The 24,804-nt window shown below is 45.7% G+C and carries 30 protein-coding genes; 11 read left to right on the forward strand and 19 right to left on the reverse strand.

The features are described from left to right. Positions 1–12 precede the first annotated feature (12 nt). Together IBX48_RS01705 and IBX48_RS01710 are read right to left on the reverse strand one after the other, a co-directional pair. The gene (locus IBX48_RS01705; RefSeq protein ID WP_296830039.1) at positions 13–897 is read right to left on the reverse strand and encodes a cation diffusion facilitator family transporter; all 885 of its coding nucleotides are present in this window, start codon (positions 895–897) and stop codon (positions 13–15) included. A 266-nt stretch (positions 898–1,163) separates the two neighbouring features. Then, the gene (locus IBX48_RS01710) at positions 1,164–1,838 is read right to left on the reverse strand and encodes a ComF family protein (RefSeq protein WP_296830041.1); all 675 of its coding nucleotides are present in this window, start codon (positions 1,836–1,838) and stop codon (positions 1,164–1,166) included. Between the two features lie 61 nt (positions 1,839–1,899). On the opposite strand from IBX48_RS01710, the gene bioB reads away from it, so the two are divergent. After that, complete coding sequence (gene bioB, locus IBX48_RS01715) at positions 1,900–2,892, forward strand: biotin synthase BioB (protein WP_296830043.1); 993 nt, start codon at positions 1,900–1,902, stop codon at positions 2,890–2,892. A gap of 8 nt (positions 2,893–2,900) precedes the next feature. Further along, on the forward strand, positions 2,901–4,064 hold the full coding sequence (gene bioF / locus IBX48_RS01720; RefSeq protein WP_296830045.1) for an 8-amino-7-oxononanoate synthase: 1,164 nt from the start codon (positions 2,901–2,903) through the stop codon (positions 4,062–4,064). Positions 4,065–4,094: 30 nt separating this feature from the next. Here the strand turns inward: bioF and IBX48_RS01725 are convergent, their stop codons facing one another. After that, positions 4,095–4,592: a DsrE family protein gene (locus IBX48_RS01725; RefSeq protein WP_296830047.1), complete on the reverse strand. Its 498-nt coding sequence runs from the start codon at positions 4,590–4,592 to the stop codon at positions 4,095–4,097. 208 nt (positions 4,593–4,800) lie between these two features. Beyond that, a complete protein-coding gene (locus IBX48_RS01730; protein WP_296830049.1) occupies positions 4,801–5,010 on the reverse strand; it encodes a cold shock domain-containing protein in 210 nt (69 codons plus the stop codon). A gap of 211 nt (positions 5,011–5,221) precedes the next feature. Between IBX48_RS01730 and bioH the strand changes: the two genes are divergently transcribed. From bioH to IBX48_RS01745, 3 genes are read left to right on the forward strand one after another with little or no spacing between them, the layout of a single operon-like run. Beyond that, positions 5,222–6,025: a pimeloyl-ACP methyl ester esterase BioH gene (bioH, locus tag IBX48_RS01735; protein WP_296830051.1), complete on the forward strand. Its 804-nt coding sequence runs from the start codon at positions 5,222–5,224 to the stop codon at positions 6,023–6,025. Then, the gene (gene bioC, locus IBX48_RS01740; RefSeq protein WP_296830053.1) at positions 6,018–6,953 is read left to right on the forward strand and encodes a malonyl-ACP O-methyltransferase BioC; all 936 of its coding nucleotides are present in this window, start codon (positions 6,018–6,020) and stop codon (positions 6,951–6,953) included. The genes bioH and bioC overlap by 8 nt, the downstream gene beginning before the upstream one ends. A gap of 4 nt (positions 6,954–6,957) precedes the next feature. Next, positions 6,958–7,329, forward strand: coding sequence for a SirB2 family protein (locus tag IBX48_RS01745; protein ID WP_296830055.1), 372 nt, complete (start codon positions 6,958–6,960; stop codon positions 7,327–7,329). A gap of 28 nt (positions 7,330–7,357) precedes the next feature. Here IBX48_RS01745 and IBX48_RS01750 read toward each other — a convergent pair whose 3' ends face one another. The 4 genes from IBX48_RS01750 to IBX48_RS01765 form a co-directional block, all read right to left on the reverse strand. Next, positions 7,358–7,981: a YoaK family protein gene (locus tag IBX48_RS01750; RefSeq protein ID WP_296830058.1), complete on the reverse strand. Its 624-nt coding sequence runs from the start codon at positions 7,979–7,981 to the stop codon at positions 7,358–7,360. Positions 7,982–8,105: 124 nt separating this feature from the next. Next, positions 8,106–8,972 carry an RNA polymerase sigma factor RpoH gene (rpoH, locus tag IBX48_RS01755; RefSeq protein ID WP_296830060.1) on the reverse strand — a complete coding sequence of 289 codons (867 nt, stop codon included), beginning with the start codon at positions 8,970–8,972 and terminating at the stop codon, positions 8,106–8,108. 175 nt (positions 8,973–9,147) lie between these two features. Then, on the reverse strand, positions 9,148–9,666 hold the full coding sequence (locus IBX48_RS01760) for a pyridoxamine 5'-phosphate oxidase family protein (RefSeq protein ID WP_296830062.1): 519 nt from the start codon (positions 9,664–9,666) through the stop codon (positions 9,148–9,150). A gap of 8 nt (positions 9,667–9,674) precedes the next feature. After that, positions 9,675–11,711: a copper-translocating P-type ATPase gene (locus IBX48_RS01765; protein ID WP_296830063.1), complete on the reverse strand. Its 2,037-nt coding sequence runs from the start codon at positions 11,709–11,711 to the stop codon at positions 9,675–9,677. A 205-nt stretch (positions 11,712–11,916) separates the two neighbouring features. On the opposite strand from IBX48_RS01765, the gene IBX48_RS01770 reads away from it, so the two are divergent. After that, on the forward strand, positions 11,917–12,942 hold the full coding sequence (locus IBX48_RS01770) for an iron ABC transporter permease (protein WP_296830064.1): 1,026 nt from the start codon (positions 11,917–11,919) through the stop codon (positions 12,940–12,942). A gap of 14 nt (positions 12,943–12,956) precedes the next feature. Here IBX48_RS01770 and IBX48_RS01775 read toward each other — a convergent pair whose 3' ends face one another. From IBX48_RS01775 to hisB, 11 genes are all read right to left on the reverse strand, one after another. Next, a complete protein-coding gene (locus tag IBX48_RS01775; RefSeq protein WP_296830065.1) occupies positions 12,957–13,655 on the reverse strand; it encodes a zinc metallopeptidase in 699 nt (232 codons plus the stop codon). Between the two features lie 6 nt (positions 13,656–13,661). Beyond that, on the reverse strand, positions 13,662–15,395 hold the full coding sequence (locus IBX48_RS01780) for a DUF255 domain-containing protein (protein WP_296830068.1): 1,734 nt from the start codon (positions 15,393–15,395) through the stop codon (positions 13,662–13,664). Continuing rightward, complete coding sequence (tatC, locus tag IBX48_RS01785; protein WP_296830069.1) at positions 15,382–16,368, reverse strand: twin-arginine translocase subunit TatC; 987 nt, start codon at positions 16,366–16,368, stop codon at positions 15,382–15,384. Before tatC ends, IBX48_RS01780 begins: the two co-directional genes overlap by 14 nt. A gap of 15 nt (positions 16,369–16,383) precedes the next feature. Continuing rightward, positions 16,384–16,857 carry a Sec-independent protein translocase protein TatB gene (tatB, locus tag IBX48_RS01790; protein WP_296830071.1) on the reverse strand — a complete coding sequence of 158 codons (474 nt, stop codon included), beginning with the start codon at positions 16,855–16,857 and terminating at the stop codon, positions 16,384–16,386. Between the two features lie 26 nt (positions 16,858–16,883). Then, positions 16,884–17,150 (reverse strand): Sec-independent protein translocase subunit TatA, encoded by a 267-nt coding sequence (locus tag IBX48_RS01795; protein WP_296830073.1) that lies wholly within the window; start codon positions 17,148–17,150, stop codon positions 16,884–16,886. Between the two features lie 71 nt (positions 17,151–17,221). After that, entirely contained in the window at positions 17,222–17,542 is a 321-nt protein-coding gene (locus tag IBX48_RS01800) for a histidine triad nucleotide-binding protein (RefSeq protein ID WP_296830075.1), read from the reverse strand. 24 nt (positions 17,543–17,566) lie between these two features. Further along, positions 17,567–17,884 carry a phosphoribosyl-ATP diphosphatase gene (locus tag IBX48_RS01805; RefSeq protein WP_296830076.1) on the reverse strand — a complete coding sequence of 106 codons (318 nt, stop codon included), beginning with the start codon at positions 17,882–17,884 and terminating at the stop codon, positions 17,567–17,569. Continuing rightward, a complete protein-coding gene (hisF, locus tag IBX48_RS01810; protein WP_296830078.1) occupies positions 17,881–18,654 on the reverse strand; it encodes an imidazole glycerol phosphate synthase subunit HisF in 774 nt (257 codons plus the stop codon). Before hisF ends, IBX48_RS01805 begins: the two co-directional genes overlap by 4 nt. Continuing rightward, positions 18,654–19,409, reverse strand: a complete 756-nt coding sequence (gene hisA / locus IBX48_RS01815; RefSeq protein ID WP_296830080.1) for a 1-(5-phosphoribosyl)-5-[(5-phosphoribosylamino)methylideneamino]imidazole-4-carboxamide isomerase — start codon at positions 19,407–19,409, stop codon at positions 18,654–18,656. Before hisA ends, hisF begins: the two co-directional genes overlap by 1 nt. Before the next feature lie 33 nt (positions 19,410–19,442). Further along, the gene (hisH, locus tag IBX48_RS01820; RefSeq protein ID WP_296830082.1) at positions 19,443–20,081 is read right to left on the reverse strand and encodes an imidazole glycerol phosphate synthase subunit HisH; all 639 of its coding nucleotides are present in this window, start codon (positions 20,079–20,081) and stop codon (positions 19,443–19,445) included. Next, entirely contained in the window at positions 20,082–20,669 is a 588-nt protein-coding gene (gene hisB, locus IBX48_RS01825) for an imidazoleglycerol-phosphate dehydratase HisB (RefSeq protein ID WP_296830085.1), read from the reverse strand. Between the two features lie 447 nt (positions 20,670–21,116). Here hisB and ccoN point away from each other — a divergent pair, with 447 nt between their 5' ends. The 5 genes from ccoN to IBX48_RS01850 all read left to right on the forward strand — a co-directional run bounded on the left by ccoN (position 21,117) and on the right by IBX48_RS01850 (position 24,786). Next, positions 21,117–22,538, forward strand: a complete 1,422-nt coding sequence (gene ccoN / locus IBX48_RS01830) for a cytochrome-c oxidase, cbb3-type subunit I (protein WP_296830087.1) — start codon at positions 21,117–21,119, stop codon at positions 22,536–22,538. Positions 22,539–22,606: 68 nt separating this feature from the next. Further along, a complete protein-coding gene (ccoO, locus tag IBX48_RS01835) occupies positions 22,607–23,428 on the forward strand; it encodes a cytochrome-c oxidase, cbb3-type subunit II (protein ID WP_296830088.1) in 822 nt (273 codons plus the stop codon). Next, on the forward strand, positions 23,421–23,603 hold the full coding sequence (locus IBX48_RS01840) for a cbb3-type cytochrome c oxidase subunit 3 (RefSeq protein WP_038125953.1): 183 nt from the start codon (positions 23,421–23,423) through the stop codon (positions 23,601–23,603). The genes ccoO and IBX48_RS01840 overlap by 8 nt, the downstream gene beginning before the upstream one ends. A gap of 20 nt (positions 23,604–23,623) precedes the next feature. Then, positions 23,624–24,550, forward strand: a complete 927-nt coding sequence (gene ccoP, locus IBX48_RS01845; protein ID WP_296830091.1) for a cytochrome-c oxidase, cbb3-type subunit III — start codon at positions 23,624–23,626, stop codon at positions 24,548–24,550. A gap of 104 nt (positions 24,551–24,654) precedes the next feature. Beyond that, positions 24,655–24,786, forward strand: a complete 132-nt coding sequence (locus tag IBX48_RS01850) for a hypothetical protein (RefSeq protein ID WP_296830093.1) — start codon at positions 24,655–24,657, stop codon at positions 24,784–24,786. The last annotated feature ends 18 nt before the right edge of the window (positions 24,787–24,804 follow it).

Raw genomic sequence — 24,804 nt, forward strand, 5'->3', positions numbered from 1 at the left:
TAAAAACTCCGGTTACATGGTTTCGAGTTGCAGGGTAACGTGGTGTACCGCGTGGCGATCGTTAAGATAGGATTTAATTTCAAACAAGGTCGCGTCATTAATGTGTGCTAAATCGGTTTTGGCGTGTAATGTCATCATGACTTGTTGTTCTGCAATCGCCCATAAATGAATGTGGTGAATTTCTTCTAGGTAAGGGAAACGTTCAGCCAAGTCGTCTTTAATGGCCTGGATTTCGTAACCCGCTGGCACACCTTCTAATAAAATGGTGGCGGCCGAACGGGTCAGTTTGAAGGCATTATAAGCAATAATACTGGCGACCAGGATCGACAAAATCGGGTCGACAATGTTCCAGCCGGAAAAGTAGATAATAATCGCGGCGCTAATGACCGCAACCGACGCTAAGGTGTCGCCCATAAAGTGAAGTGTTGCGCCGCGCATGTTTAGGTTTTTTTGATCACCGCTGTGTAACATCACAAATACGGTTAAATTAATCCCTAAACCAATAATGGCGATCATAAACATTTCCGCGCCCATGACTTCTTGCGGGTTAAACATACGTTCAATCGCCATGGCGGTGATGCCGACCGAAATTAACAGCAAGGCGGCACCGTTTACAAATGCGGTTAGAATTTGGGCGCGCATATAACCAAACGTCATGCGTTCGGTGGCCGGTTTTTGCGCGATATGAAAACCCCACCAAGCAATCATTAAGGCGATTGAGTCGGTTAGCATGTGCATACCATCGGCAATCAGCGCGACCGAGTTGACCCAAAAGCCGCCAATAACTTCGACCAGCATATAGCTAAAGGTTAAAACGGCGGCAATGACTATTTTACGCTGATTTTTTGTATCAGGTTTGGCGCTATGGCTATGGTGCGGCGAGCTATGTGAGTGCATGCTAAAAGTCTCAAAAATTAAAAAATTGGCGATTAAATGAGTTTAATCCGGGTGGGTTCACGCTGGCGACGGTAAAAAACGAATAAGGCGCCAAATTTTGCACACCGTCCGAATTTAGGGTGATGATCCAGGCAATCGGGCGTGGCACAATGCCGCCGACTAAAAAGCGGTAGATTTCCGGTGGACTCAACTCGGATACAGACTTAAATATATTAACTTTTTCTAAAACCAATCATCATTTTACAACAATCTAACCGAAGTTAAACTTAGAGTGTTTTCGCCATCGCCCAAGCCTCAACCACCAGGCCTGGTTGGGCGTCTTGAAGACGGCTGGCGGCGGCTTGCATGGTTGCGCCAGTGGTAATGACATCGTCGAGTAATGCGACGCGGTCAAAATCTTTTAATAAGACCGCGTCGGCTTCAAAGGCTTGCTTAAGATTTTGACGACGTTGTTTGGCTTTAAGTTGGGTTTGACTCGGGGTGGCGAGCGGGCGTGTTAATGCCGAAACAATCGGAATATTTAGCATTGGGCTTAACATCCGCGCCAATTCATACGCCTGGTTATAGCCACGTTCGCGCAGTCGTGTGCTATGCAGTGGGATCGGAATGATGGCTTGAATCCCTTGGGTGTGTAATTGCGGGGCTAACAGTTCGGCAAACAGACGACTTAAATCCAGTCGTTGGTGATATTTAAATTGGGCCATTAAATCGCGAAATTCAGCTTGGTAAGTGAACGCCACTTGGGTGCGACTGAATTGGGGTGGCTTGGACAAACACTGACCACATAGCAAACCCTGCGGACTGGGCTCGGCACAACATGGACAAACGTCGGAGCCAATTTGCCACTGAGCTATAAAGCTCGGGTCTAAGTCGTGTTTTTTGGTCGTAACCGCCGTGATGACGCAGGTTGGCGGAAATAGCCATTTTTCAAGCCAATGCATTTTCCAAATCCTGGTTGAATAATCGTTATAATAACCGCTTATTCTAAACACGAGTCTCGAAATGAAATCTTTAGGACAAGTTCGTCACGATTGGACCTCGGCGGAAATTCACGCCATTATGAATCAACCCTTTAATGACTTAATGTTTCAAGCGCACACGGTTCACCGTATGAACTTTGAACCTAACGAAGTGCAAATTAGCAGCTTGGTTAATATTAAATCAGGCGGCTGTGCGGAAGACTGTTCGTATTGTTCACAAAGCTCGCGTTACGACACAGGTTTGGAAAAACAAAAAATGATGGCGGTACAAGAAGTATTGGATAAAGCCATGCAAGCCAAAGCCAAAGGCGCAACCCGTTTGTGTATGGGCGCGGCTTGGCGTAACCCGAATAAAAAAGACTTTCCGGTGGTATTGGAAATGGTCAAAGTGGTGCGCGATTTAGGCATGGAAACTTGTATGACCTTAGGCATGTTGGACGATGACCAGGTCGCGGCTTTAAAAGAAGCCGGCTTGGATTATTACAACCACAACCTGGATACTTCCGAAGCCTATTATTCAAAAGTGATTACCACCCGTTCTTTCCAAGACCGTTTGGATACCATTGACAAGGTACAAAAATCCGGTATCAACGTCTGCTCAGGCGGCATTATCGGTATGGGCGAACAGCATAAAGATCGCACCGAATTATTGCGCACCTTCGCTAATATGGATAATCATCCCGGCAGTGTACCGATTAACTTGTTAGTGCCAATCGAAGGCACCCCTTTGGCTGAAATGAAGGGTAAAACCGATGCGTTTGAGTTTATTCGTGTGATTGCGACCGCACGTATTTTAATGCCGCAATCTTATGTGCGTTTGTCCGCCGGTCGGATGGAATTAAACCAACAAGCCCAGGCCTGGTGCTTTTTTGCCGGCGCCAACTCGATTTTCTATGGCGATAAGTTATTAACCACCGACAATCCCGAAGCCGATCATGATGTGCAATTGTTTAAAAAGCTAGGTTTAAATATGCAAGCCCAGGCTAAAGCCCATCTTGCAGAAGAGTCGGCTTAAGTTTTGCCATGAAACCCACTATCGCAGATCGGTTTCAACCTAAGTTAGACGAACGCCAAGCGCAATCTCTTTATCGCCAACGCCCGTTGGCGTTTTCCCCACAACGTCCGCAAATGCAAATCAATGGTTTGCCGATGCTGAATTTTTGCTCGAATGATTATTTAGGCCTCGCCGCCGATCCGCGCATAAAGCAAGCCGTGTGTAATGACGATACAGCAGGCTGGGGATCCGGAGCGGCGCATCTGGTGACGGGTCATCATTTGCATCATCATTTATTGGAAGATGAATTGGCCGACTGGTTAGGCGTGGAGCGTGTGTTGTTATTTTCGACCGGTTATATGGCGAACCTGGCGGTGCAACAAACCCTGATGCAAAAAGGCGATCGAATACTCGGCGATAAACTGAATCACGCCTCGTTAATTGATGGCGCATTGGCCAGCGGCGCGGACTTTAAACGTTATTCGCATCTTGATTACCACGCCTTAGAAACCCGCTTGGAACAATCCGATGCGCCCAGCTTAATCGTCAGCGACAGTGTGTTTAGTATGGATGGCGATTTAGCCGATTTAGCCAAACTGCAACAGCTAGCAAATAAGCACCAGGCCTGGTTGTTTGTGGATGATGCGCATGGTTTAGGTGTTTTGGGTAAACAAGGTAAAGGCAGTTTTGATCACTTTAACCTGCCGATCGACGCCGATAACATCTTAGTTGGCACATTTGGCAAGGCGTTCGGTACATCGGGCGCATTTGTGGCCGGCTCGAGCGTGTTAATCGAAAGCTTAATTCAGTTTGCGCGACCGTTTATTTATACCACCGCCATGTCACCGATGAATGCCTTAGCGACACGTACCGCTTTAAAACTGTTGCGAGAAGGTGATGACTTACGTGATCAACTGCACGCTAACATTGCACAATTTAGAACCGGAGCGAAGGCGTTAGGTTTGAACTTAATGCCTTCGGTCAGCGCAATTCAGCCGATATTATTGGGTGATAGTGCAAAAGCCGTGGCCTGGAGTGAAGCACTTAAGCAAGCCGGTTTTTGGGTTTCAGCGATTCGCCCACCCACCGTGCCACAAGCACGCTTGCGAGTGACCTTAAGTGCCGCGCATTCTGACGCGCAAATTGAAGCACTCTTATCTGCACTCGCACACATAAAAAAAGCGGACATTTAATCCGCTTTTTTTAACCACCAGGCCTGGTGGTTACCAGGCAATAAATGCAAAGCCTGCGGCTTGAAGCTCCATTAAAGCGGCGGCACCAACTTCGGCGTATTCTGCAAATGGGCGCATGTCTTTATGTTCCCAGCCGATGGTGTGCATGGTGTTGCCGCAAGCAATCCAACGCACGTTGTAGTCTTTTGCAAAACTCTCAACGCGGTCATAAATTAAAGACGGGACTTCGCGCTTAGGTTCTTTGGCCAAAACGTGAATGCCTGGGCCTATTACCACTACCGCAATTTCAACATCATCGCCGTACTGACGAATCATCGCTTGAATCGAGTTAAGAATGCTGGCTTGATAAGCTTCATCGGCTTGGTTAAACATATATACCACTTTATGCGTGGCGGGGTCGCCTGGGAAACGGTCTTGGCTTGGGCCTTTAATTTCAGGCACCGTCTTAAGGTTGTCACTAGCGATGGTTGGGGCGCTAAAGCCTAGGCTGGCGATTAAGCTAATCGCAAATATTTGAAGAAAACGCATTACACAGCTCCTTACCTTAAACAAAGACACAAATACTTATGGCTATAAGTATAAAGAAAATAATGCAGGCTTGTTGACTTGAATCCGGAGAATTCGCATTGCTTACACGATTGGCTAGGGATTTTAGGCGAAAAAAAACCGCGAGGCTGAAAAGACAATCTCACGGTTCCGGCTGCTTAAACACAAGTGTTAGAGCAACAAATTAGGATTAAAGTGCTGTAACGTTTTCCGCTTGTAAGCCCTTATCACCTTCAGTAATGTTGAAAGTCACTGCTTGACCTTCAGCTAGGGTTCTACGGCCGTTGCCATTGATGGCACGGAAATGTACGAATACATCTGGACCATTTTCTTGTGCTAAAAAACCGAAACCTTTTTCATCGTTAAACCATTTAACGGTGCCTGTTACTATATCTGACATAACTACCTCAAAAAAAACAAATAAAACGCCATCAAACTTAATGACGCTTGATCATTGTATCACCATGTTTTTAAAAAAGTATTGTTATATATGAATTATTTATTAATCAGTTCGCGAAAATGAGTGCCTGACATGCAAAAAAGCGCCTTTTCTATGGCGTTGGCGTCACGCAATCGTTACAATCCTTACAACTTATTTTTTGAGCAAAATCATGAAATCCAGCATTAAATTGAATACCGAAACCTTTGGTCAAGGCAAATCGCTCTGCCTAATTCATGGCTGGGGCGCGCAAAATTCGGTTTGGCGAGAGTGGGCTCAAACCCATCTTGCGCCTCATTTTGAAGTTACATTAATTGAATTACCGGGTTTTGGTGGTAGTCCAAAAATTGAATTGCAAGCGGGTGAAGACCTCAACCAGGCCTGGTTGGATGCGGTGGCCGATGTATTGCCGACCAAAACGTATTTATTAGGCTGGTCACTGGGTGGTTTGATTGCACTACAATTGGCCGAACGTTATCCACAGCACATTAAATCTTTGATATGTTTGGCTTCTACGCCCAGTTTTGTGCAAACCGAGAATTGGAAATGGGGCGTTTCACCGGAATTAATGGGCGACTTTATTAAAACCTTGGGTCTAGATAGCTTGGCGCTTTTAAGTCGGTTTTGGAAATTACAGTTGCAAGGATCGGATGGTGCACGCCAACTGATCAAACATTTTACGACCCAGATGAAAAATCGACGGATGCCAAGTTTCATCGGGTTATTACAAGGTTTGGAGTTATTACGTGATATTGATATGCGCAAAAATTTAGCCTCAATCCAACAACCCACGTTATGGTTGCTAGGCGAAAACGATCCGTTAGTACCGCAAGAGATCGTCAAGCTTTTACCCGAAATGCAGCCGAATTCGCAAGTTGAAATTATTCAAGGCGCCGCGCATGTTCCGTTTTTTTCGCATCCTGAGCAAACCGCGCAAAAAGTGAATGCTTTTTTATTAGGCGGTACACATGGTTAATCGCCAACATTTACGACAACATTTCTCCAAAGCCGCCGCACGTTACGATGAAGCGGCGGTATTGCAAAAGCTGTCCGCGCAAAACCTGGACAATCGTTTAGATTTAATGGCGATGCAAGTAAACCAAGTATTAGATGTGGGCGCGGGCACTGGGTTTTTAACCGACAAATTGCTCGCGCGTTATCCCCATGCACAGATTAGCGCGTTGGATTTATCCCATAGCATGTTGCAACAAGCCAAGCGGCGTTTAATGCGCCCAATCTTTAACTGGTTGCCACCAAACTGGTCAACCCGTTTGGGTTGGTTAGCTTGTCCGGTGGCTTTAATTCAAGCCGATGCTTATGCTTTGCCGGTAGCCGATGCCAGTCAGGACTTGGTTGTTACCAACTTTATGTTGCAATGGTGCGACGATTTAGATGCGGTGTTGGCGGAATTTCGACGCGTATTGCGCCCGGAAGGTTTGTTAATGCTTACCAGCTTGGGGCCGGATACCTTAAAAGAACTCCGCCAGGCCTGGGTGTCGGTAGAAGGCGAAGCCGGGCATCAGCGTATGAATCATTTTATAGATATGCACGATTTAGGTGATGCGTTAATTCGCGCCGGCTTTGGTCAGCCAGTTATGGATGTGGAGCATTATACTTTAACGTATGATGAACCAATTGGTGTAATGCGCGACTTAAAAGCCATCGGTGCGACCAACGCGCAAGGCGAGCGCGCACAAGGTTTAACTGGCAAAACACGCTTTAAAGCCATGTTGGATGCGTATGAACTGGCGCGCAAACAGGGCAAAATTCCCGCTAGTTATGAAATTGTGCATGGCCACGCTTGGGCGGCTGAAGAAGTTATGAAAGGCCCGGGCCGCAATAAAGCCGGGGTTTATGAAATCACGTTAGACCAGTTTCAAAATCAATTAAAACCAGGGAGTTAAGTTTATGTATTTCGGATTAGTTTTATTGCACAAAATCGCGGTGTTATTAAGCATTGTTGGGTTTTTTGGCCGCGGTGTTGGGCATATTTTTAACCAAAACTGGGTCACCAAAAAGCCGGTTAAAATTCTGCCACACATTGTGGATACTTTATTATTGGTCTCAGCGATCGGGATAGTACTGGTCACCGGTTTTAGTTTCACCGATCCGTGGATTGTCGCCAAAATCTTAGGTTTAGTTGCTTATATTGGCTTAGGTTTAATGGCCTTCCGCTTCGCCAAAACCCGCGCCCAAAAAGCGATTTATTGGTTAATCGCCTTAGTTGTGTTGTTCTATATCGTTGCAGTAGCGGTACATAAGGTTGTTTGGCCGTTCTAATGCAAGCTATGTGGCGCAAGTGTGTAGCTTAGCGGCGGAATGGGCTTTGGTTTTTGAGTGCGAGTCTGAACCAGGCGATGGCAATTGGAATGCAGGCCAATGCTGGGATCAGTAGACTGGCACCATGCCAGTTGGCAAACATGATGATGCCGAAGATGCCGCCGACAAGAAAGGTCGAAACTAGCGTAATTAACAACCAGGCCTGCCAAGGCCAGCCCTGGCCTTTGATCATTCTAGCCATATAAACACCCAAGTCGGTGACGATGCCAGTGACGTGGGTTGTGCGCATTTGTAGGCCACGGTATTTAGCGGTGAGGGCGTTTTGTAGGCCGCAAGCAAAAGCAGTGGTAAATAAGGTCGCTAGGTGCATTTGGCTGGCGAGCCAGGCGCTAATAAACAGGCTAGCGGAAAGCAAGGTCATGCCGAGTGCAAACCGCCGATCTTGAGGGCTTTCTCGATCACCAATCACCAGGCCTGAAACCAGTGCGCCAAGTATAAATCCAATCAGCACTAATAAACCTTTAAAACCTAACGCCCAATCTGTGTGATACATGCTTTCACTTAAACGAGACATGATCCCGGTCATTTGGCTGACGGGTAAGCCAAATTCTAAGAATAAAATAGTGTTGATATAACCGGCTTGCATGGCCATAAAGCCACCCAATAGCATAAAATTTCGAATAGAAAAGGGGTTTGGGTTCATTATGTTGGATTTATGTTTTTTAAAGTAAAAGCGCCCATTAAAGGGCGCGTATAAAGAGAGAGTTGAGCGAGTGTTAGGCCGTTAATGTTATGTCTTGATTTAATATGGCTTTCATTTTTTTCATGGCTTGTTGTTCGATTTGGCGAATACGTTCCATCGAAACACCATGTTTTGCAGAGAGCTCTTTTAAACCGAGCTTGTTTTCACCTAACCAGCGCGATTGGATAATATCTAAGCTGCGTTCATCAAGTTGTTTCAGTGCGGCTTGCATGAGTTCAGTTTGACGCGATTCTTCAGTTTCGCGCACCCAGTGAGTTTCCGGATCAAGTTCATGACTCACCAGAATAGGTGAGTTATAACCACGTTCTTCTTCCTCATCCGAACTCATGTCGACTTGAATGTCTTTGCCGTATAAACGACTGTCCATTTCAAGCACGTCAGCACGAGTTACGCCAAGTTCTTCAGCGACACGGTCGGCATCTTTGTCAGTAAACCAAGCTAACGCATGTTTCGCACCGCGCAATTTAAAGAACAACTTACGCTGTGCTTTGGTGGTGGCGGTTTTGACAATGCGCCAGTTTTTAATCACAAACTCGTTAATTTCAGCGCGAATCCAATGCACCGCAAAGGTCATTAAACGCACTTTTTCTTCTGGATTAAAACGTTTAACAGCTTTCATTAAACCAATATTGCCTTCCTGGATTAAGTCGCTTAATGGCAAACCGTAGCCTTTATAGCTACGCGCCACCGATACCACATAACGTAGTGAAGACAAGATCAGTTGGCGAGCCGCTTCTAAGTCTTGTTGATAATACAAGCGCTCAGCTAATGCACGTTCTTCCTCGGCGTTTAATTGAGGAAGCGTACGAACTGTGCGCAAATAGCTATCTAGGTTTTTGCCAGGAGTTAGCTGTTGGATTGTAAGCGCAGTAGTTGTCATGTTTCACGACCTCTTCAGTTGTTTTTTCTATCCGTTTAAAATAACACTTGTGAACAAAAATAGCAAGTGTGTTTTGTATATGGCTTGTAATGATGCTGGCCGATATTGTGTAATTATTACAGTAGGTTGGATGTCAAAGTTAAAGCTAAATTTAGAGTAAATTGTGGATGGCGGCTTAGGTTTTTGTCGATGGGTTTAAGCGCGATTGCATGACTTGCTGAACTTCAGAAAGTTGCGCGCCTGTTAGCGAATAGGTTTGGGCAAATCCGGCGACATAATGGGCTTGCTGAGGTGTGAGTTTTAAGAGTTGGAAATCTTGCATGCTGGTGAGTAAAGACATCATTTGGGGGTGTTGTTGGCTAAATAACCCGATGATGTCTGCCCAAATATCAGTGTCACGCGGGATGGTTTCAGCGATTACTTTAAGCCTGACACGTTCGCGCGCAAATAAATTGTGGGTTTTGGATTCGTCTTCAATAAACAATAGCTCAGCTTGCGGGTGATTTTTAAGGTTTTGGGTGTGACTCGCCAGTTCCGAAATATAAATATAAAAGCAGGCCTGGTGCTGGATAACGGGTGCATAACTTACCTCTGGTTCACCATCGCTGGAAAGACTGCCAATCACAGCGGTTTGAAAGCTGGCGATAAACTGCTGAAATTGAAGCCATATGGTTTGCGGATCATTTTTGTTCATCACGTTACCTAAAGTTTAACGCGCCTCAACAGCTGCGCATTGATGGCGACGATAACGGTGCTGGCCGACATTAATACGGCGCCAACGGCGGGCGACAATAAAATACCCCAAGCGGCTAATGCACCGGCGGCAAGTGGAATAGCGGCGATATTGTAGCCAGCCGCCCACCACAAGTTTTGCAACATTTTACGATAAGTGGCTTTGGATAAGGTAATGATACGCGGAATGTCGCGTGGGTCGGAGCGCACTAATACGATATGACCGGCTTCGACTGCGACATCCGTGCCAGCGCCAATCGCAATGCCGATATCGGCGGTTGCTAAAGCAGGCGCATCGTTGACGCCATCTCCCACCATAGCCACCCTGCGACCACCTGTTTGAAGTTCCTTAATTTTGGAAGCTTTATCTTCCGGTAACACTTCGGAAAATACCAGGTCAATACCTAATTGTTTTGCCACTGCATCGGCAACGTTTTTCGCATCGCCGGTCAGCATCGCGACTTGAATGCCCAGTTTATGCAGCGTTTGAATCGCGGCTTTACTTTCTTCACGCACCGCATCGGCGACCGCAAATAACGCGATGGCTTGTTGTTTGTGTAGTAGATAAATGACCGCATGGCCTTGTTGTTCGGCTTTTTGGGCGGCTTGTTTTAAATCTTCGCCTAGTTCGGCCTTTTCTAATTCGAGTAGGTTGGCACCGCCCATTAAATAGGCTTCGCCATCAACCTGAGCAGAAACCCCTTTGCCAGTTAAAGATTGAAAGTTTTGTGCAGCAGGAAAGCTTAATTTATGATCTTTAGCAGTGCGAACAATACCTTGTGCAATCGGATGTTCGGATTCAGATTCAATGCTGGCGGCAATCTTTAGTGCTTGCTCATCTGATAAGCTGTGTGTGGCTTGACTGACCACTCGAAATTCGCCCAGTGTAAGGGTGCCGGTTTTATCAAATACAATGGTATCAAGGTTTCGTGCCTGTTCGAGACCACGTTGATCCCGCACTAATAAACCGTTGTTCGCACCCAAACTGGTGGAGATCGCAATCACTAAAGGCACGGCTAAACCTAATGCGTGTGGGCAAGCGATAACTAAAACCGTAACCACGCGTACAATCGAGAACTCGATGTCGGCACCGACAAACTGCCATGCGATCAAAGTAATGACACCGGCACTAATTGCGACGGCTGTTAAAGCGCGAGCGGCGCGATCCGCCAGGTGTTGGGCACCGGATTTGGATTGTTGTGCATCTTTAACCAAACGCATAATGCCGGATAATTTGGTTTTATCACCCGTTTGGGTGACTTCAAGCCGAAGTGAACCACGGCCATTAATTGTGCCGGCAATTAGGTTGTCACCAGGTTTTTTGCTTACCGGTTTTGATTCGCCAGTAATCATGGATTCGTTAACATCGCTCTGGCCTATTTTTAGCACGCCGTCGGCTGGAATACTGCCACCAGGCCTGACTAATAATAGGTCGCCCGTTTTGAGTTCACTCACCGCGACTTGTTGTTCTTGGTCGCCACTTATACGTGTGGCTTGGTCGGGTAATAACTTGGCTAGTTCTTGCAACGCACCTTGGGCTTGATTGATCGAGCGCATCTCAATCCAGTGACCTAATAACATAATAGTAACTAAGGTTGCCAGTTCCCACCAAAGGGCTTGCGCATCAATCCACCCCAGTTGCACCACCCAAGAAAATATAAACGCGACCCCGATGGCGAGTGAAATTAAGGTCATCATGCCGGGTAAACGCTCGCTTATTTCATGCCAAGCGCCTTTTAAAAATACCAGGCCGCCATAAAGAAAAATAGCCGTACCCAATACAGGAGCAATCCAGTCGGAACCCCAAAATTGTGGTGCATCGTAGCCAACTAGCGATTGAATATGACCCGACCAAAATACAATAGGCAAAGTCATTAAGAGTGATAACCAAAATCGGTCGCGAAACATTTCTGGGCTATGGCCAGCATGTTTGTCATGATGATGAGTATTTGAATGAGATGAGTGTTCTGAATGCGAATCATGACCATGATGTGTTGGATGAGTCATAAAAGCTTCCTTTTGTAAAAGGCCATGAATAGAATGCTTGTTTCATCATAATCATCTGGGTTGTAAAAGTCAAAAGACTAATTAATTGATTTGTAATGCATTATTAATGCTGTGATTAAGGGTGGCTCTGCTTGACGAACTGAATTGATGCCTGATTGGCTAAGAGTGGGTACAATGTTTGCATTTGTTGATTGGCGTAATTTAAATGCAAAACCGTTTATTAAATTCCCCTAGCCTAGCCTTGATTGGCCTGGTTAGTTTTCTCTTGGCTTTGAGCGTGTTGTCACTCCAAGTCGGCGCGATTGACTGGCGCTGGTCGGAGGTTTTGCATGCTTTGGTTTCCAGCGAGTCGGAGGCGCATTGGGTCGTATGGGAAATCCGTTTGCCACGCTTACTGGTGGCGATTGCGGTGGGCGCTGGTTTAGGAATGGCCGGAGCCGCGATGCAAGGCTTGTTTCGTAATCCATTAGCCGATCCAGGCCTGGTGGGAGTATCAAGTGGCGCGGCTTTGGCGGCGGTATTAGTGATTGTTTTTGGCCCGGCTTGGTGGTTGGATTGGGTGGGGTTAGGTTTAGCGATTCCGTTGGCGGCTTTTTTAGGTGGTCTTGCAGTGACTTGGTTAATTTATAGATTAGCGAGTTATCGCGGTACAACTGATGTTGCGTTAATGTTGTTGGCGGGGATTGCGATTAATGCCATGGCGGGAGCCGCGACGGGTTTACTGGCTTATTGGGCGAGTGATGAAGCGCTACGCAGCTTAACTTTCTGGGCGTTTGGTTCATTGGCGCATTCGAGTTGGCGTGAAGTCATGATGATTTGGTGGCCAATGTTGATGGTTTGGTTGATCCTGCCTTTATGGGCGAGCGATTTAAATCGTTATTTGATGGGTGAAGCCAGTGCACGGCATTTGGGTGTGCATGTGAAACGCTTAAAATTTGTCATTATCACCTTAGTCGCATTAGCGGTGGGCGCAAGTGTGGCGGTGGCCGGTGTGGTGGGATTTGTTGGTTTGATTGCGCCACATTTGGTGCGTTTGTTAGTCGGGCCGGATCATCGTTGGTTGTTGGTGTTAAGTGGTTTAATGGGCGCGTTGTTAGTCGTGACCGCCGACAGCTTGGCACGCAGTTTAATTGCACCGAGTGAATTACCGATTGGATTATTAATTGCGGCTTTGGGCGGTCCGTTCTTTTTATGGTTGTTGTTAAAACAGCGTCATCGGTTACACGTTTAAATCTATTCGAGTGGCTAGCGTCTAAAGCCGCTAAACCATTTCCACAGATTAAATAAACTCGCCAAACTGCTGCTGACATAGGTCATAGCGCAGGCGGTTAAAATATGGCGTGCGCGTTTCATATCTTTTTTATCCAGATATTCGCCTTCTTGCAATAACGGCAAGGCTCGTTTGTAGCTGGCATCAAACTCGACCGGCAGGGTGGATAAATGAATCAACACCGGAATGCCCATTGCAATAAAGCCAGCCGCAAAGGTCACCATGCCGATAACAGGCGTGTGCATTAGTGGGATTAAAACGGGCGTTGCCATTAAGGCAATCCCACTAAATTTTTGTAACCATTGCGAACGCTCCACCATTTGGGTGCGAGTTAATAGTGGTTCATAATGGGTTTTATGCTGAATCGCGTGGCCAATTTCATGGGCCGTCGTCACTATGGCGGTAAGCGAGTTACTGTGAAAGTTTTGACTGGATAAACGCACGACTTTATCGATCGGGTCATAATGATCACCGATTGCTGAACCGGAAGGGATTTCTTCAATTCGTACATCTTGAAGTGAATATTTACGGATTAAATGTTCTCCAAACTCATGTGCGCTGCCAGGTAAGCTTGGGTGTGGGTGACTGTGCTTTTTAAGAATAGCTTGTGTCCACCACTGAGGAACAAAGCTGATTATCGCCAACAAAACCAGACCAATAATTAAAACCGCCATAAGGGGTTAGCAGCCTTCATGTGTTAAATAACTGGCATAACGCCAAAGCGGCAAACCTGGTTGGGTTTGAATCGATAGTGGGGTTTGATTGTCTGACGGAAAAGAACAACGTAATAACCCGCTCACAGAGGGTGTAGCCGAGTCGGCATAGTCGAGTTGGACTTGTTGCGTCGGAAGTAAGTTAGCTTGGTTAGTGGCCCAGCCAGCGCTGCGCCAAAATAGTTGATTTGTTTTATGGCTGAGTTGTTTAATTGGCTGGCTTAAATCGAGTTTAGTAGCGGTTTGCCAATCTATTAAACCCGCTAAGCTGTAAGCAAAATCTTCTAAGCCAGCGGTGTCTGAAAACTGCCCTTGGTCATTAATAGCTCGGGGCGCTTCTTCGAGCAAAAGCAGTTGAATTAAGCGTTGTGCAAGTGCATGGCCAAGCAACGCATAATGCGGGCTTTTTGTGGTGGTATAAGCCTGAGCATAAGCACTCAGCAATAAGCCATTCCAGCCGATTAATTGTTTATCATCCGTCAAACCAGGGCGTATCGCTAAGTTTGACTGTATGTCTAACCAGGCCTGGTGGTTATCCAGTGGTTTGGGTAGCCAGCCATAATTTAGCAAAGGCGGGGCTTGATTAAGTGACCAGGCTTGCTGGACTATTTGATAAAGTTCTGGCGTTAAGGTTTGTTCGAGTTGTTGGCGAGTCCATAGGTAACGCCCGCCATCTAAGCCGTCTTCGTCAATGGCGGATTGGCTGGATTGAGCTAAGCCGGTGAGCGGGCTTAATAACTCGGTTTGTATATAGTTTAATGTGTTTTCTGCGGTTTCTAGAAAGTCGCTGCGTTGAAATCTCTGATAAGCCAGAAAATAAATTTCAGACAGTTGCGCATTGTCATATAACATTTTTTCGAAGTGGGGTTCTTGCCATGTTGGGTCAACGGTATAACGGAAAAAACCGTGATGTACATGATCATAAAGATGTTCGGTTTGCATCGCCTCTAACGTGATTTCTAGCCAATCCAGTAGACCACTTTCAAGGTCTTTTTGCATTAGCAGTGCTTTAAGCAATGGGCTGTTGGGGAATTTTTGGGTGGCATTTAAACCGCCACTGAAGTTGTCAACTTGGTCAGGCAGTTGTCTAATTAATTCAGGCTTAAGTTGTTCAAAACTGATGGGTTCGAGAGCGGATGTTTGATCGGCTTGGCTGAGTCGTTTAACCGTTCCAGCTTCGGTTTGCCAAAGTTGTTGAACGCGGTTAAGTCGATTGATTAAATCATCGCGCGGTAAATAAATGAAACTGGTAAAAGGGTAGCCGTCGGGGGTTAAAATCACATGCAAAGGCCAGCCCGCTTGCCCCGTCGCTCGGCGGGCAAACGCCAGTAGGTGGTCATCCAAGTCTGGTGAGAGTTCACGGTCAATTTTTACCGAGATAAAGTGCTGATTAAGTAAAGCCGCCACCTGAGGATCTTGATAGTTTTCTTGCTGCATGACATGACACCAATGGCAGGCAAAATATCCTGATGAAATTAGAATAAGTTTGTTTTGCTGTTTGGCTTGGTTGAGGGTGTCTTGTTGCCATAATTGCCAGTTGACGGGGTCGTCAGCATGCATCGCCAGATAAGCAGAAGGGTGGTTCGTTAAAGCACTGGCCTGTATCGGTAAAGGCAGCATAAAAATGAGCACAAACCCCCAACCACTTAGCCATGACGGACGTCTGGCTAAATGATTTAAAGTCGCCTTAAGGTTTGTCATCACCCTTTGGCTGGTTAGGATTTTCGCTATCTTTGGTTTGTTCATTTTGTTGACGCTTCTGTTGTTCTTTATTTAAAGCCGACATTTCAGCATCAATCTTATCAAACTCAGCGTCATAATCGAAGTCATCATTTACTTGATCAGCATAACGGTCGTCAAAACCTTCTTCGTCCATTTTTGAGCGTTGGGCTGAATGGCTATCCGCACTGGTTTCAGATGGTTCTTTATCTAACCCTTTGCGTTTGAGAATTAACGCACCGACCAATATACCAAGTTCGTAAAGTAACCAAACGGGTACCGCGAGTAAGGTTTGTGAAATAATGTCCGGTGGCGTGAGTAACATGCCTAGTACAAAAGCGCCGACAATTACGTAAGGGCGAGCATGTGACATTGATTTGGGTTTAACCATGCCAGTTAAAATCAATAACACCACTACTACGGGCACTTCAAAAGACAGGCCAAAGGCAAAGAACATTTTGATCACAAAATCGAGATAAAGTGAAATGTCGGTTGCGATCGTCACGCCTTCGGGTGCCGTTTGCGATAAAAATCCAAATACTAATGGAAATACCACATAGTAGGCAAACGCGCCGCCTGCATAAAATAAAAACGAGCTAAAGAACAGGATCGGGGCAACCAGCTGGCGTTCGTGTTTGTAGAGCGCTGGTGCAATAAATGTCCAGAACTGATAAAGCAAGTAGGGCATCGCGAGATAAATCGCTAAAATTAAGCTTAATTTAAATGGCGTTAAGAACGGAGAGGCCACGCCTACCGCAATCATGCTAGCGCCTTCGGGCATAAAGCGGGTTAAGGGCTCGGCAATGTAAACGTATAAATCATTTGCAAACGGGAAAAGCACTAAGAATAGCACTAATACCGCGATAACGGCTTTGGCCACCGCATTGCGAAGATCCAACAAATGTTGAACCAGCGTCATTTCTTGATCGTGGGGTGGGAGTGCGCTATTGCTCATGCCGGGCCAGTGTTGTTATACGTTAGATTTAGAAGCCGATTCGCTGGGATTGACCGTCTGAACAGAGTCCGTTGGGTTTTTCGCAGTTTTATCGCTTGGTGGGGTTTCGGTTTGATCTTGCGCGACGTCATTGGTAGAGTCCAATTGACGTTGGGCTTGTTCGATATCAGCTTGAGTAGGCTCAGGATTCGAGAAAGGACGCTGAAGCTCATCAAAGTTGATTTGATCTTGCACATCTTCAAAACCTTTATAAAGATCTTGTTTAATGTGATCAAATTCACGTTTGTGTTCTTGAACATCCACCGCATCTTGTAGCTCACGAACGGTTTCTCGTAGATTGGAATCGTCTTTGACTGAGTTGATGAAGTTTCGCATTTTGCGCAGGTATTCACCCGCTTTACGCGCCACTTCTGGCATGCGCTCAGGCCCCACCACCATTAAGGTGATGATGAGGATAATAATGATTTCGAGAAAACCGATATCAAACATGACTTAAACCTCAGGCGCGTTGCGCATTAAACCTTAGGTTTCGTTTCGTCAGAATTAGCGGGTTTCTTTTCGGTCGCCTGGCTGTCGTATACGTTGCCTTTTTTATCTTCCGACTCTTCTAACTTAAGTTCTTCAGCCTGTTGGGCTTTTTTCTCGTCTTCATCACTGACGGCTTTTTTGAAGCCTTTGATTGCGCCACCTAAGTCACTGCCCACGTTTTTCAAACGTTTTGCACCGAAAATAACCAAAACGATGGCGAGGATGATTAATAGTTGCCAGATGCTGATGCCCATAGTGTGCTCCATTTAAAACAGGGTTAATTGTCTGCTAAACCGCAAACGATAAATAATAGCAAAATAAACGTTTATTTACCAAGTAAATGTATGTGTAGGTGAAACACTTCTTGACCACCGGTTTCGCCAGTATGAATGTGAGTTTTGAAGCCATCCAAGTTTTGCGACTGCGCAATTTGTGGTAAAAGTAACATCATATGACCCATTAAGTCTTTATCTTCAGGCTTTAGGTCAAACAAGGTTGGAATAGGTTTTTTGGGAATAATCAACAAATGTACACGCGCTTTAGGGTTGATATCTTTGATGACAACACACTTGTCGTCTTCATAAACAAACTCGGCTGGCAGCTCTTTGTTGATAATGCGTGTGAATAATGTCGGTTCGGTAATCATTGGAGGATCTCTCTTGGGTGAAGTTTATTGTTCTCTCTGGGCCTTTTCGGCTAATCCAGACAGTCCAAATCGGCGTTGCAGTTCTTTTAGAACATCGGCACTCGATAAGTTTTGGTGTGCCAGCAACACAAGGCTGTGAAACCATAGGTCGGTGACTTCGTAAATTAAGTGGTCTTTATCGCCGTCTTTGGCCGCCATTACGGTTTCAATAGCTTCTTCGCCAAGCTTTTTCAAGATTTGATCTAGCCCTTTGGCGTATAAACTCGCCACATAGGAGCTATCGGCAGACTCAGCTTTACGAGCTTCAAGCAGTTGATCAAGTTGCGTTAAAATTTCACTCATAAACGCACCTCAATGCCTTGGTCTTGCATGGCTTGCTTGGCTTCTTGAATAGTATGCTCACCAAAATGGAAGATGCTGGCGGCTAATACGGCTTGTGCATGACCCTGTTGAATGCCGTCAACTAGGTCTTGTAACTTGCCGACGCCACCTGATGCGATGACGGGAATATTAACCGCATCCGCAATATGGCAAGTCAGATCGTTATCAAAACCAATTTTGGTGCCGTCTCGATCCATGCTGGTGACCAGTAATTCGCCAGCGCCAAAGTCTTGCATTTTCTTTGACCATTCAATCGCATCAATACCGGTTGGATTACGTCCGCCATGGGTAAATATTTCCCAGCGATTAGGTTCACCTTCAGCGCTGACCTTTTTAGCGTCAATCGCCACCACGATACATTGTGAGCCAAATAGGTCACTGGCCTGTTGAACAAACTCTGGGTTGTTGATTGCGGCGGTGTTGATCGAAACTTTGTCTGCACCGGCATTTAACATGCGGCGCACATCTTCAACGGTGCGAATGCCGCCACCTACGGTTAGCGGGATAAATACTTGGCTGGCAACCGCTTCTACCACATGCACCATGGTTTCACGGTCATCTGAGCTGGCGGTAATGTCTAGGAATGTGATTTCATCAGCACCTTGTAAATCATAGCGTTTCGCTACTTCTACCGGATCACCAGCATCACGGATATCCAAAAACTGCACGCCTTTTACGACCCGTCCATCTTTGACATCTAAGCAAGGAATAATGCGTTTAGCGAGTCCCATTAACGTGATCCTGCGATTTGTTGTGAAAGCTTGTCTGCGAGGGCTTGGCCTTCTGCAAAGTCCAAGCTACCTTCGTAAATTGCGCGACCAGTAATGGCCCCGGTGACACCATCGGCTTCAATTTTAGATAACGCATGAATGTCGTCTAAATTGGTGATCCCCCCCGATGCAATCACCGGAATACTGAGGGCTTGAGCAAGCGCTTGGGTCGCTTCAATATTAACGCCTTGCATCATGCCATCACGACCAATGTCGGTGTAAATAATCGCTTCAACCCCGTCGTTTTCAAATCTTTTGCCCAGATCAATGACTTGGTGTTCTGTAACTTCAGCCCAACCGTTAATCGCGACAAAGCCGTCTTTCGCATCTAGGCCAACCATAATGTGACCAGGGAATGCTTGACAAGCTTGAGCCACAAACTCAGGCGTGTGTACGGCTTGAGTGCCAATAATACAGTAGCTGACACCGGCTTTTAAATAAGCTTCGATGGTTTTAAGGTCACGAATGCCACCACCGATCTGGATCGGCAAGTCAGGATAAGCCTGGCTGACTTGCAACACCGCATCACCATTAACCGGCGTGCCTTCAAATGCACCATTAAGGTCGACCATATGCAGGCGACGTGCACCTTGGGTTACCCAGCGTTCGGCCATCGCTACAATGTCAGATGAGAAAACCGTCGCGTCCTCCATCACACCTTGTCTTAGGCGAACACATTGGCCGTCTTTTAAGTCAATTGCAGGAATAAGTAGCATAAATTTAGGTCCTTAGATTGAAACGCATTTGGGTTATGCGCCATTCCAGTTTAAGAAGTTTTTAAACAGCTGAAGTCCGGCATCCGCACTTTTTTCTGGATGAGCCTGAATCGCAAACAATTGATCCTGCGCGACGGCTGAAGCAAAGTCAGTAGCGTAGTGGGTCAGGCCGGTTATTTCAGTTTTTAATTTGGGTTGGATGTAATAACTGTGTACAAAATAAAAACGAGATTGATCTTCAATCTTATGCCATAAAGGGTGAGACTGAGTTTGTTGAATTTGGTTCCAGCCCATGTGCGGAATTTTTAGGTCGGGATTGGCTGTTTCATCAAACCGAATCACGTTGCCGGGGATGACATCTAAGCAATCAATGCCGTTGTTCTCTTCAGAATGCGACATTAAAACCTGTAGTCCCATGCAAATGCCTAGGAATGGTTTGGTTTTAGCGGCTTGTTTGATGGGGTCGATCATGCCCGTATTTTGTAAAGCTTGCATGCAGGCTTTGGCGGCACCTTGCCCTGGAAAAATTATGGCATCGGCGTCGGCCACATCTTGCGGGTTCTGGGTAACGAGAATTCGGGTTTGGCTATCGGCTACATGTTCTGCCGCTTTGGCGACTGAACGTAAATTGCCCATACCATAGTCAATAACAACGACCTGCTTTAGTGCCACTTACAAACTCCCCTTGGTTGAAGGCAATTGGCCTCCCATTCTTGGGTCATCACTTAAAGCCATGCGTAACGCACGGCCAAAGGCTTTAAAGATGGTTTCAGCTTGGTGGTGCGCGTTTTGACCACGGATATTGTCAATGTGCAGGGTTGCTTGTGCATGATTTACAAAGCCTTGAAAAAATTCTGCAACCAGCTCGGTTTCAAATTGACCAATTTGTGCGCGTGTGAAGTTAGCATTAAACACCAGGCCTGGTCGTCCTGATAAGTCAATCACTACACGAGACAAGGACTCATCTAGCGGCACATAGGCATGACCATAACGTGTGATACCTTTTTTATCGCCGACGGCTTGACGAATTGCTTGGCCTAACGCAATACCTATATCTTCAACCGTGTGGTGATCGTCAATATGGGTATCACCATTCGCTTGAATGTTGAGATCAATTAAGCCGTGACGCGCTATTTGGTCAAGCATATGTTCGAAAAAAGGCACACCAGTATTGAGTTTGGCTTCGCCAGTACCGTCTAGGTTGACGCTGATTTTAATTTGCGTTTCTAAAGTGTTGCGTTCAACTTGAGCTGTGCGCATTGCTTATCCCACCAAGCTTAAAAGAAAACTATGATACTGAAATTTGTTTAAATTTGCACTTAAAAGCGTTTTGGTCGATAAGACAATTATGTCGGACAAATGTAACTGCAGCACTGGCTTACGGACTTGTGAGTGCGAGAATTGTCGGGGTAAAAGCATTAGCAATAGCCGCGCTCAACGGGTCATAAATAATTTTTAGTTGTACCAGGGTGTGGATTTATTAGATAATTCGGCTGATTTTTATAGCCGTTCCTGAACTAGCCACAATGCGAAGTGCTAGCAAATCTTGACCTAAATTAAGTTTTCTGGCGATTTTAAGCAGCAATCACTCTATAAAGTCCTTATAATTGGGCGCTGAGGAGTTCTTGCACTGTTTGAGATGATTAAAACAAGGGCAGGCAGGAGCGAAACATTAAGACTAAAAGGGGAATCCACGTGGATACTACAATGACAAAACCACAATATGATGATGGGGTGGTCAAATATTTGACTGTTCTAGCTGTCGTGTTTTTGGTGCTGGGTACGCTTATGGGGACATTTGCGGCCTCTCAGCTAGCATGGCCAGCTTTGAATTTTGATATTGCTGAAATTACCTTTGCTCGTCTGCGTGTAATGCATACCAACACCGTTATTTTTGCGTTTGGTGGCATGACGTTGATGGCAACGGCGTTTTATACAGTTCAGAGAACCAATGGTATTAAGTTGTTTAGCAATAAACTAGCTTGGATTACAGCCGTTCTATTTACGGTCGGTTTATTATTGGGTGTGATCACTTTATCTATGGGGATGACTCAAGGTAAGGAATACCATGAGCTGATTTGGCCTTTGGATATCGCAGTAGCACTTGTGTGGGTGCTGTATACGTTTAACTTTGTTATGACGATTGCGTCACGTAACAAAGAAACTCATTCACACGTTTACGTTTCTAACTGGTTCTTCTTGGGTATGATGATCATGATCACTTACCTATATGTTGTAAACGGTTTAGCGATTCCAGTATCATTGTTTACCTCCTACTCTATTTTTAGTGGTGTTCAAGACGCTATGATTCAATGGTGGTGGGGTCACAACGCGGTAGGTTTCTTCCTAACAGCTGGTTTCCTTGGGATTATGTATTATTTTGTACCTAAGCAAGCCCAGCGCCCTGTTTACTCATATCGTTTATCGGTTATTCACTTCTGGGCTTTGATGTTTGGTTACGTATGGTTAGGTGCTCACCACCTTCAATATACCGCGTTACCTGACTGGACAGGTTCATTAGGTGCCGTTATTTCGTTAGCGATGATTATTCCTTCTTGGGGTGGTGCATTGAACGGTATGTTGACCTTATCAGGGGCTTGGGATCGTTTGCGTACAGACTATATTTTGCGCTTCCTAATTATGGCCTTGGCTTTCTATGCAATGGCCACGTTTGAAGGCCCAGTAATGGCGGCTAAGACAGTTAATGCATTGTCGCACTACACTGACTGGACCATTGGTCACGTTCACTCCGGTGCATTAGGTTGGGTTGCGATGGTGTCGATAGGTGCGATTTACCATATGGTAATGAAACTGTGGAAAACTGAGATGTATTCCATGCGTTTGATTAACTTCCACTTCTGGTTGGCGACGATTGGTACGGTTCTGTATATCGTTGCAATGTGGGTGTCAGGCATTATGCAGGGCTTGATGTGGCGTGCTTATGATGAGTACGGCATGTTAGCTTACACCTTTGCTGAGTCTGTGGCTGCGATGCATCCATACTATGTAATGCGTGCTGTCGGGGGTGTGTTGTTCACCTCTGGTGCGGTGGTGATGTTATATAACATCGTCATGACCATTAAGATGGCAAAAGCAAGACAAACCAGCACTGTGGCAGCGAATGCCTAGTTAGAAAAAGGGTGGGGCCATATATTGGCCTCACCAGTCTAAATTAATGAGTTGAGGAGCAGAAACTCATGGCAGATCAAACTCCAAAAAATTTCCAGGATCGTGTTGAACGCAATATATTTGCGATGATCTTGGCCACCGCTTTTGTGGTATCAATCGCGGGTATTGTTGAAATCGTACCGTTGTTTTATCTAAAGTCGACGGTTGATTACACAGAAAAAACCGATAAATACGGTAACGTTAAAAATGAGAAATTCCCTGAGCTAGTATGGGAGCGTACCTTTACGGAGCAAGATGGCAAAGTAGTATCAGACAAACGTCTTTACTACAAAAAAGCCGATGGAACGTGGGGATCAGACTGGAAACAAGGTGATGGGGTTCGTCCACATACACCTTTAGAGTTTGCAGGTCGTGATATCTATATTCGTGAAGGTTGTTATATTTGTCACTCACAAATGATTCGCCCTTTCCGTGATGAGCGTGAGCGTTATGGTCACTTCTCACTCGCAACCGAGTCTATGTATGATCGCCCGTTCCAATGGGGTTCAAAGCGTACAGGGCCAGACTTGGCACGTGTGGGTGGAAAGTACTCGGATGAATGGCATGTTATGCATTTATTAAGACCTCAGGATCTAGTGCCAGAGTCGGTGATGCCTGCTTACCCATGGCTAGCTGAGAATAGTGTAGATAACTATTTCTTTGGCTTAACACGTAACATGAAGGCTCGTATGACCGCATTACGTCGCGTGGGTGTCCCTTATACGGATGAAGAAATCGAATTAGCACAAGAGCATATCGAAGGCAAAACAGAAATGGATGCAATCGTAGCTTACATGCAGGTTCTAGGTACCATGGTTAAACTCGACGACAGTAAGGTTTATCGTGAGTAAAATTCAACAATACTTCAGCACGGACTGGTCCTCAATGACAGGCCATGACTGGGCTGGACTAATCGTAACAGTACTGGTGTTTGTCGGTTTAGCTGTTGCTTTTTGGTGGGCATTAAGACCCAGCAAACGTAAAGAGCTGGAAGAACAAAAATACAAAGTACTTGATGATGATTGATTATTCTGAGGAGAATAAGTATGGCACAACACAATCCATGGCCTGATGAAGGCAACACCGGCCACATTTGGGACGAAGACCTACGTGAACTGGATAATCCACCTCCATTATGGTGGATGCTGGCATTTTATGCTGGTTTGATAATGATCGTTTTTTATGCGGTTTATTATCCAACTGTTCCGTTAGTTGATTCACACACTAAAGGGGTAGCGGGTTGGACTCAGATTGAAGAGTATAAAGAAGACTTTGAAGTTCTGAATAAATGGCGTGAACGAACGTTTTCTTCACAAGAAGAAAAGCTAGCCAGTCTGGATGTAGCCGATATCATGAAAGATGATGAGTTACGCGCTTATGCGGTAGCGACCTCTAAAGTGTTATATGGTGACTACTGTATGGCTTGTCATGGTGCGGGTGGATCTGGTAATCCGAACTTCCCGGTATTAGCCGATGATGACTGGTTATGGGGAGGCTCCGTTAAGCAAATTGAAGCATCTCTTGAAAAAGGCCGTGTTGGTAACATGCCAGCGAAGGGCATGATGGGCAACTTAAATGATCAAGAAATTGAACAGGTTGCGGATTATGTCATCGGTTTAGCAACAGGTGAAAGTGAAAATGAAGCATATGCTGCAGGTAAAGCGATTTATAACGGTAAAGGTTTGTGCATGGCCTGTCATGGTCCATTAGGTAAGCCTGTTGCTCCAAATGGAGCCACCAACCTTACCGGTAGTGTGGAACGTTTTATGGGTGTACCGGGTAACTTACAAGCCGATCGTCGTGCATCGATTATTCACACCATTACATATGGTGTGAATGTTAAAAAAGACGGCGCTTACTTACCTGAAACACGTCGCGCTGAAATGCCTTCTTTTAAAGAGCGCTTACCTGATGCCGATGTCAATATTAAACGCCTAGCGGTTTATGTTCATGAATTAGGTGGCGGTCAGTAAGGCCATTATGACGCCTTTTATTTTGGGTGTCTCAATTGAATAGAGAGTTAATCCATGGCTAGGATTGTCTTAGTTGTGGATCTTCAGAATTGAGGAGAATGTTCATGAATGAATTAAACAATGACTGGGTTTTATGGGTTTCCCTTCTTGCCTTAGTTTTCAGTGTGATCGCTTTTGTCGCGTTCGGCTGGAAAGCTTTCAAAAGTATGGAAGGCAATGACGAAGACAAGTCTTAATTGCAGATAATTGATGTA

The sequence above is a fragment of the Thiomicrospira sp. genome (assembly GCF_014859555.1).
GTDB lineage: Bacteria > Pseudomonadota > Gammaproteobacteria > Thiomicrospirales > Thiomicrospiraceae > Thiomicrospira.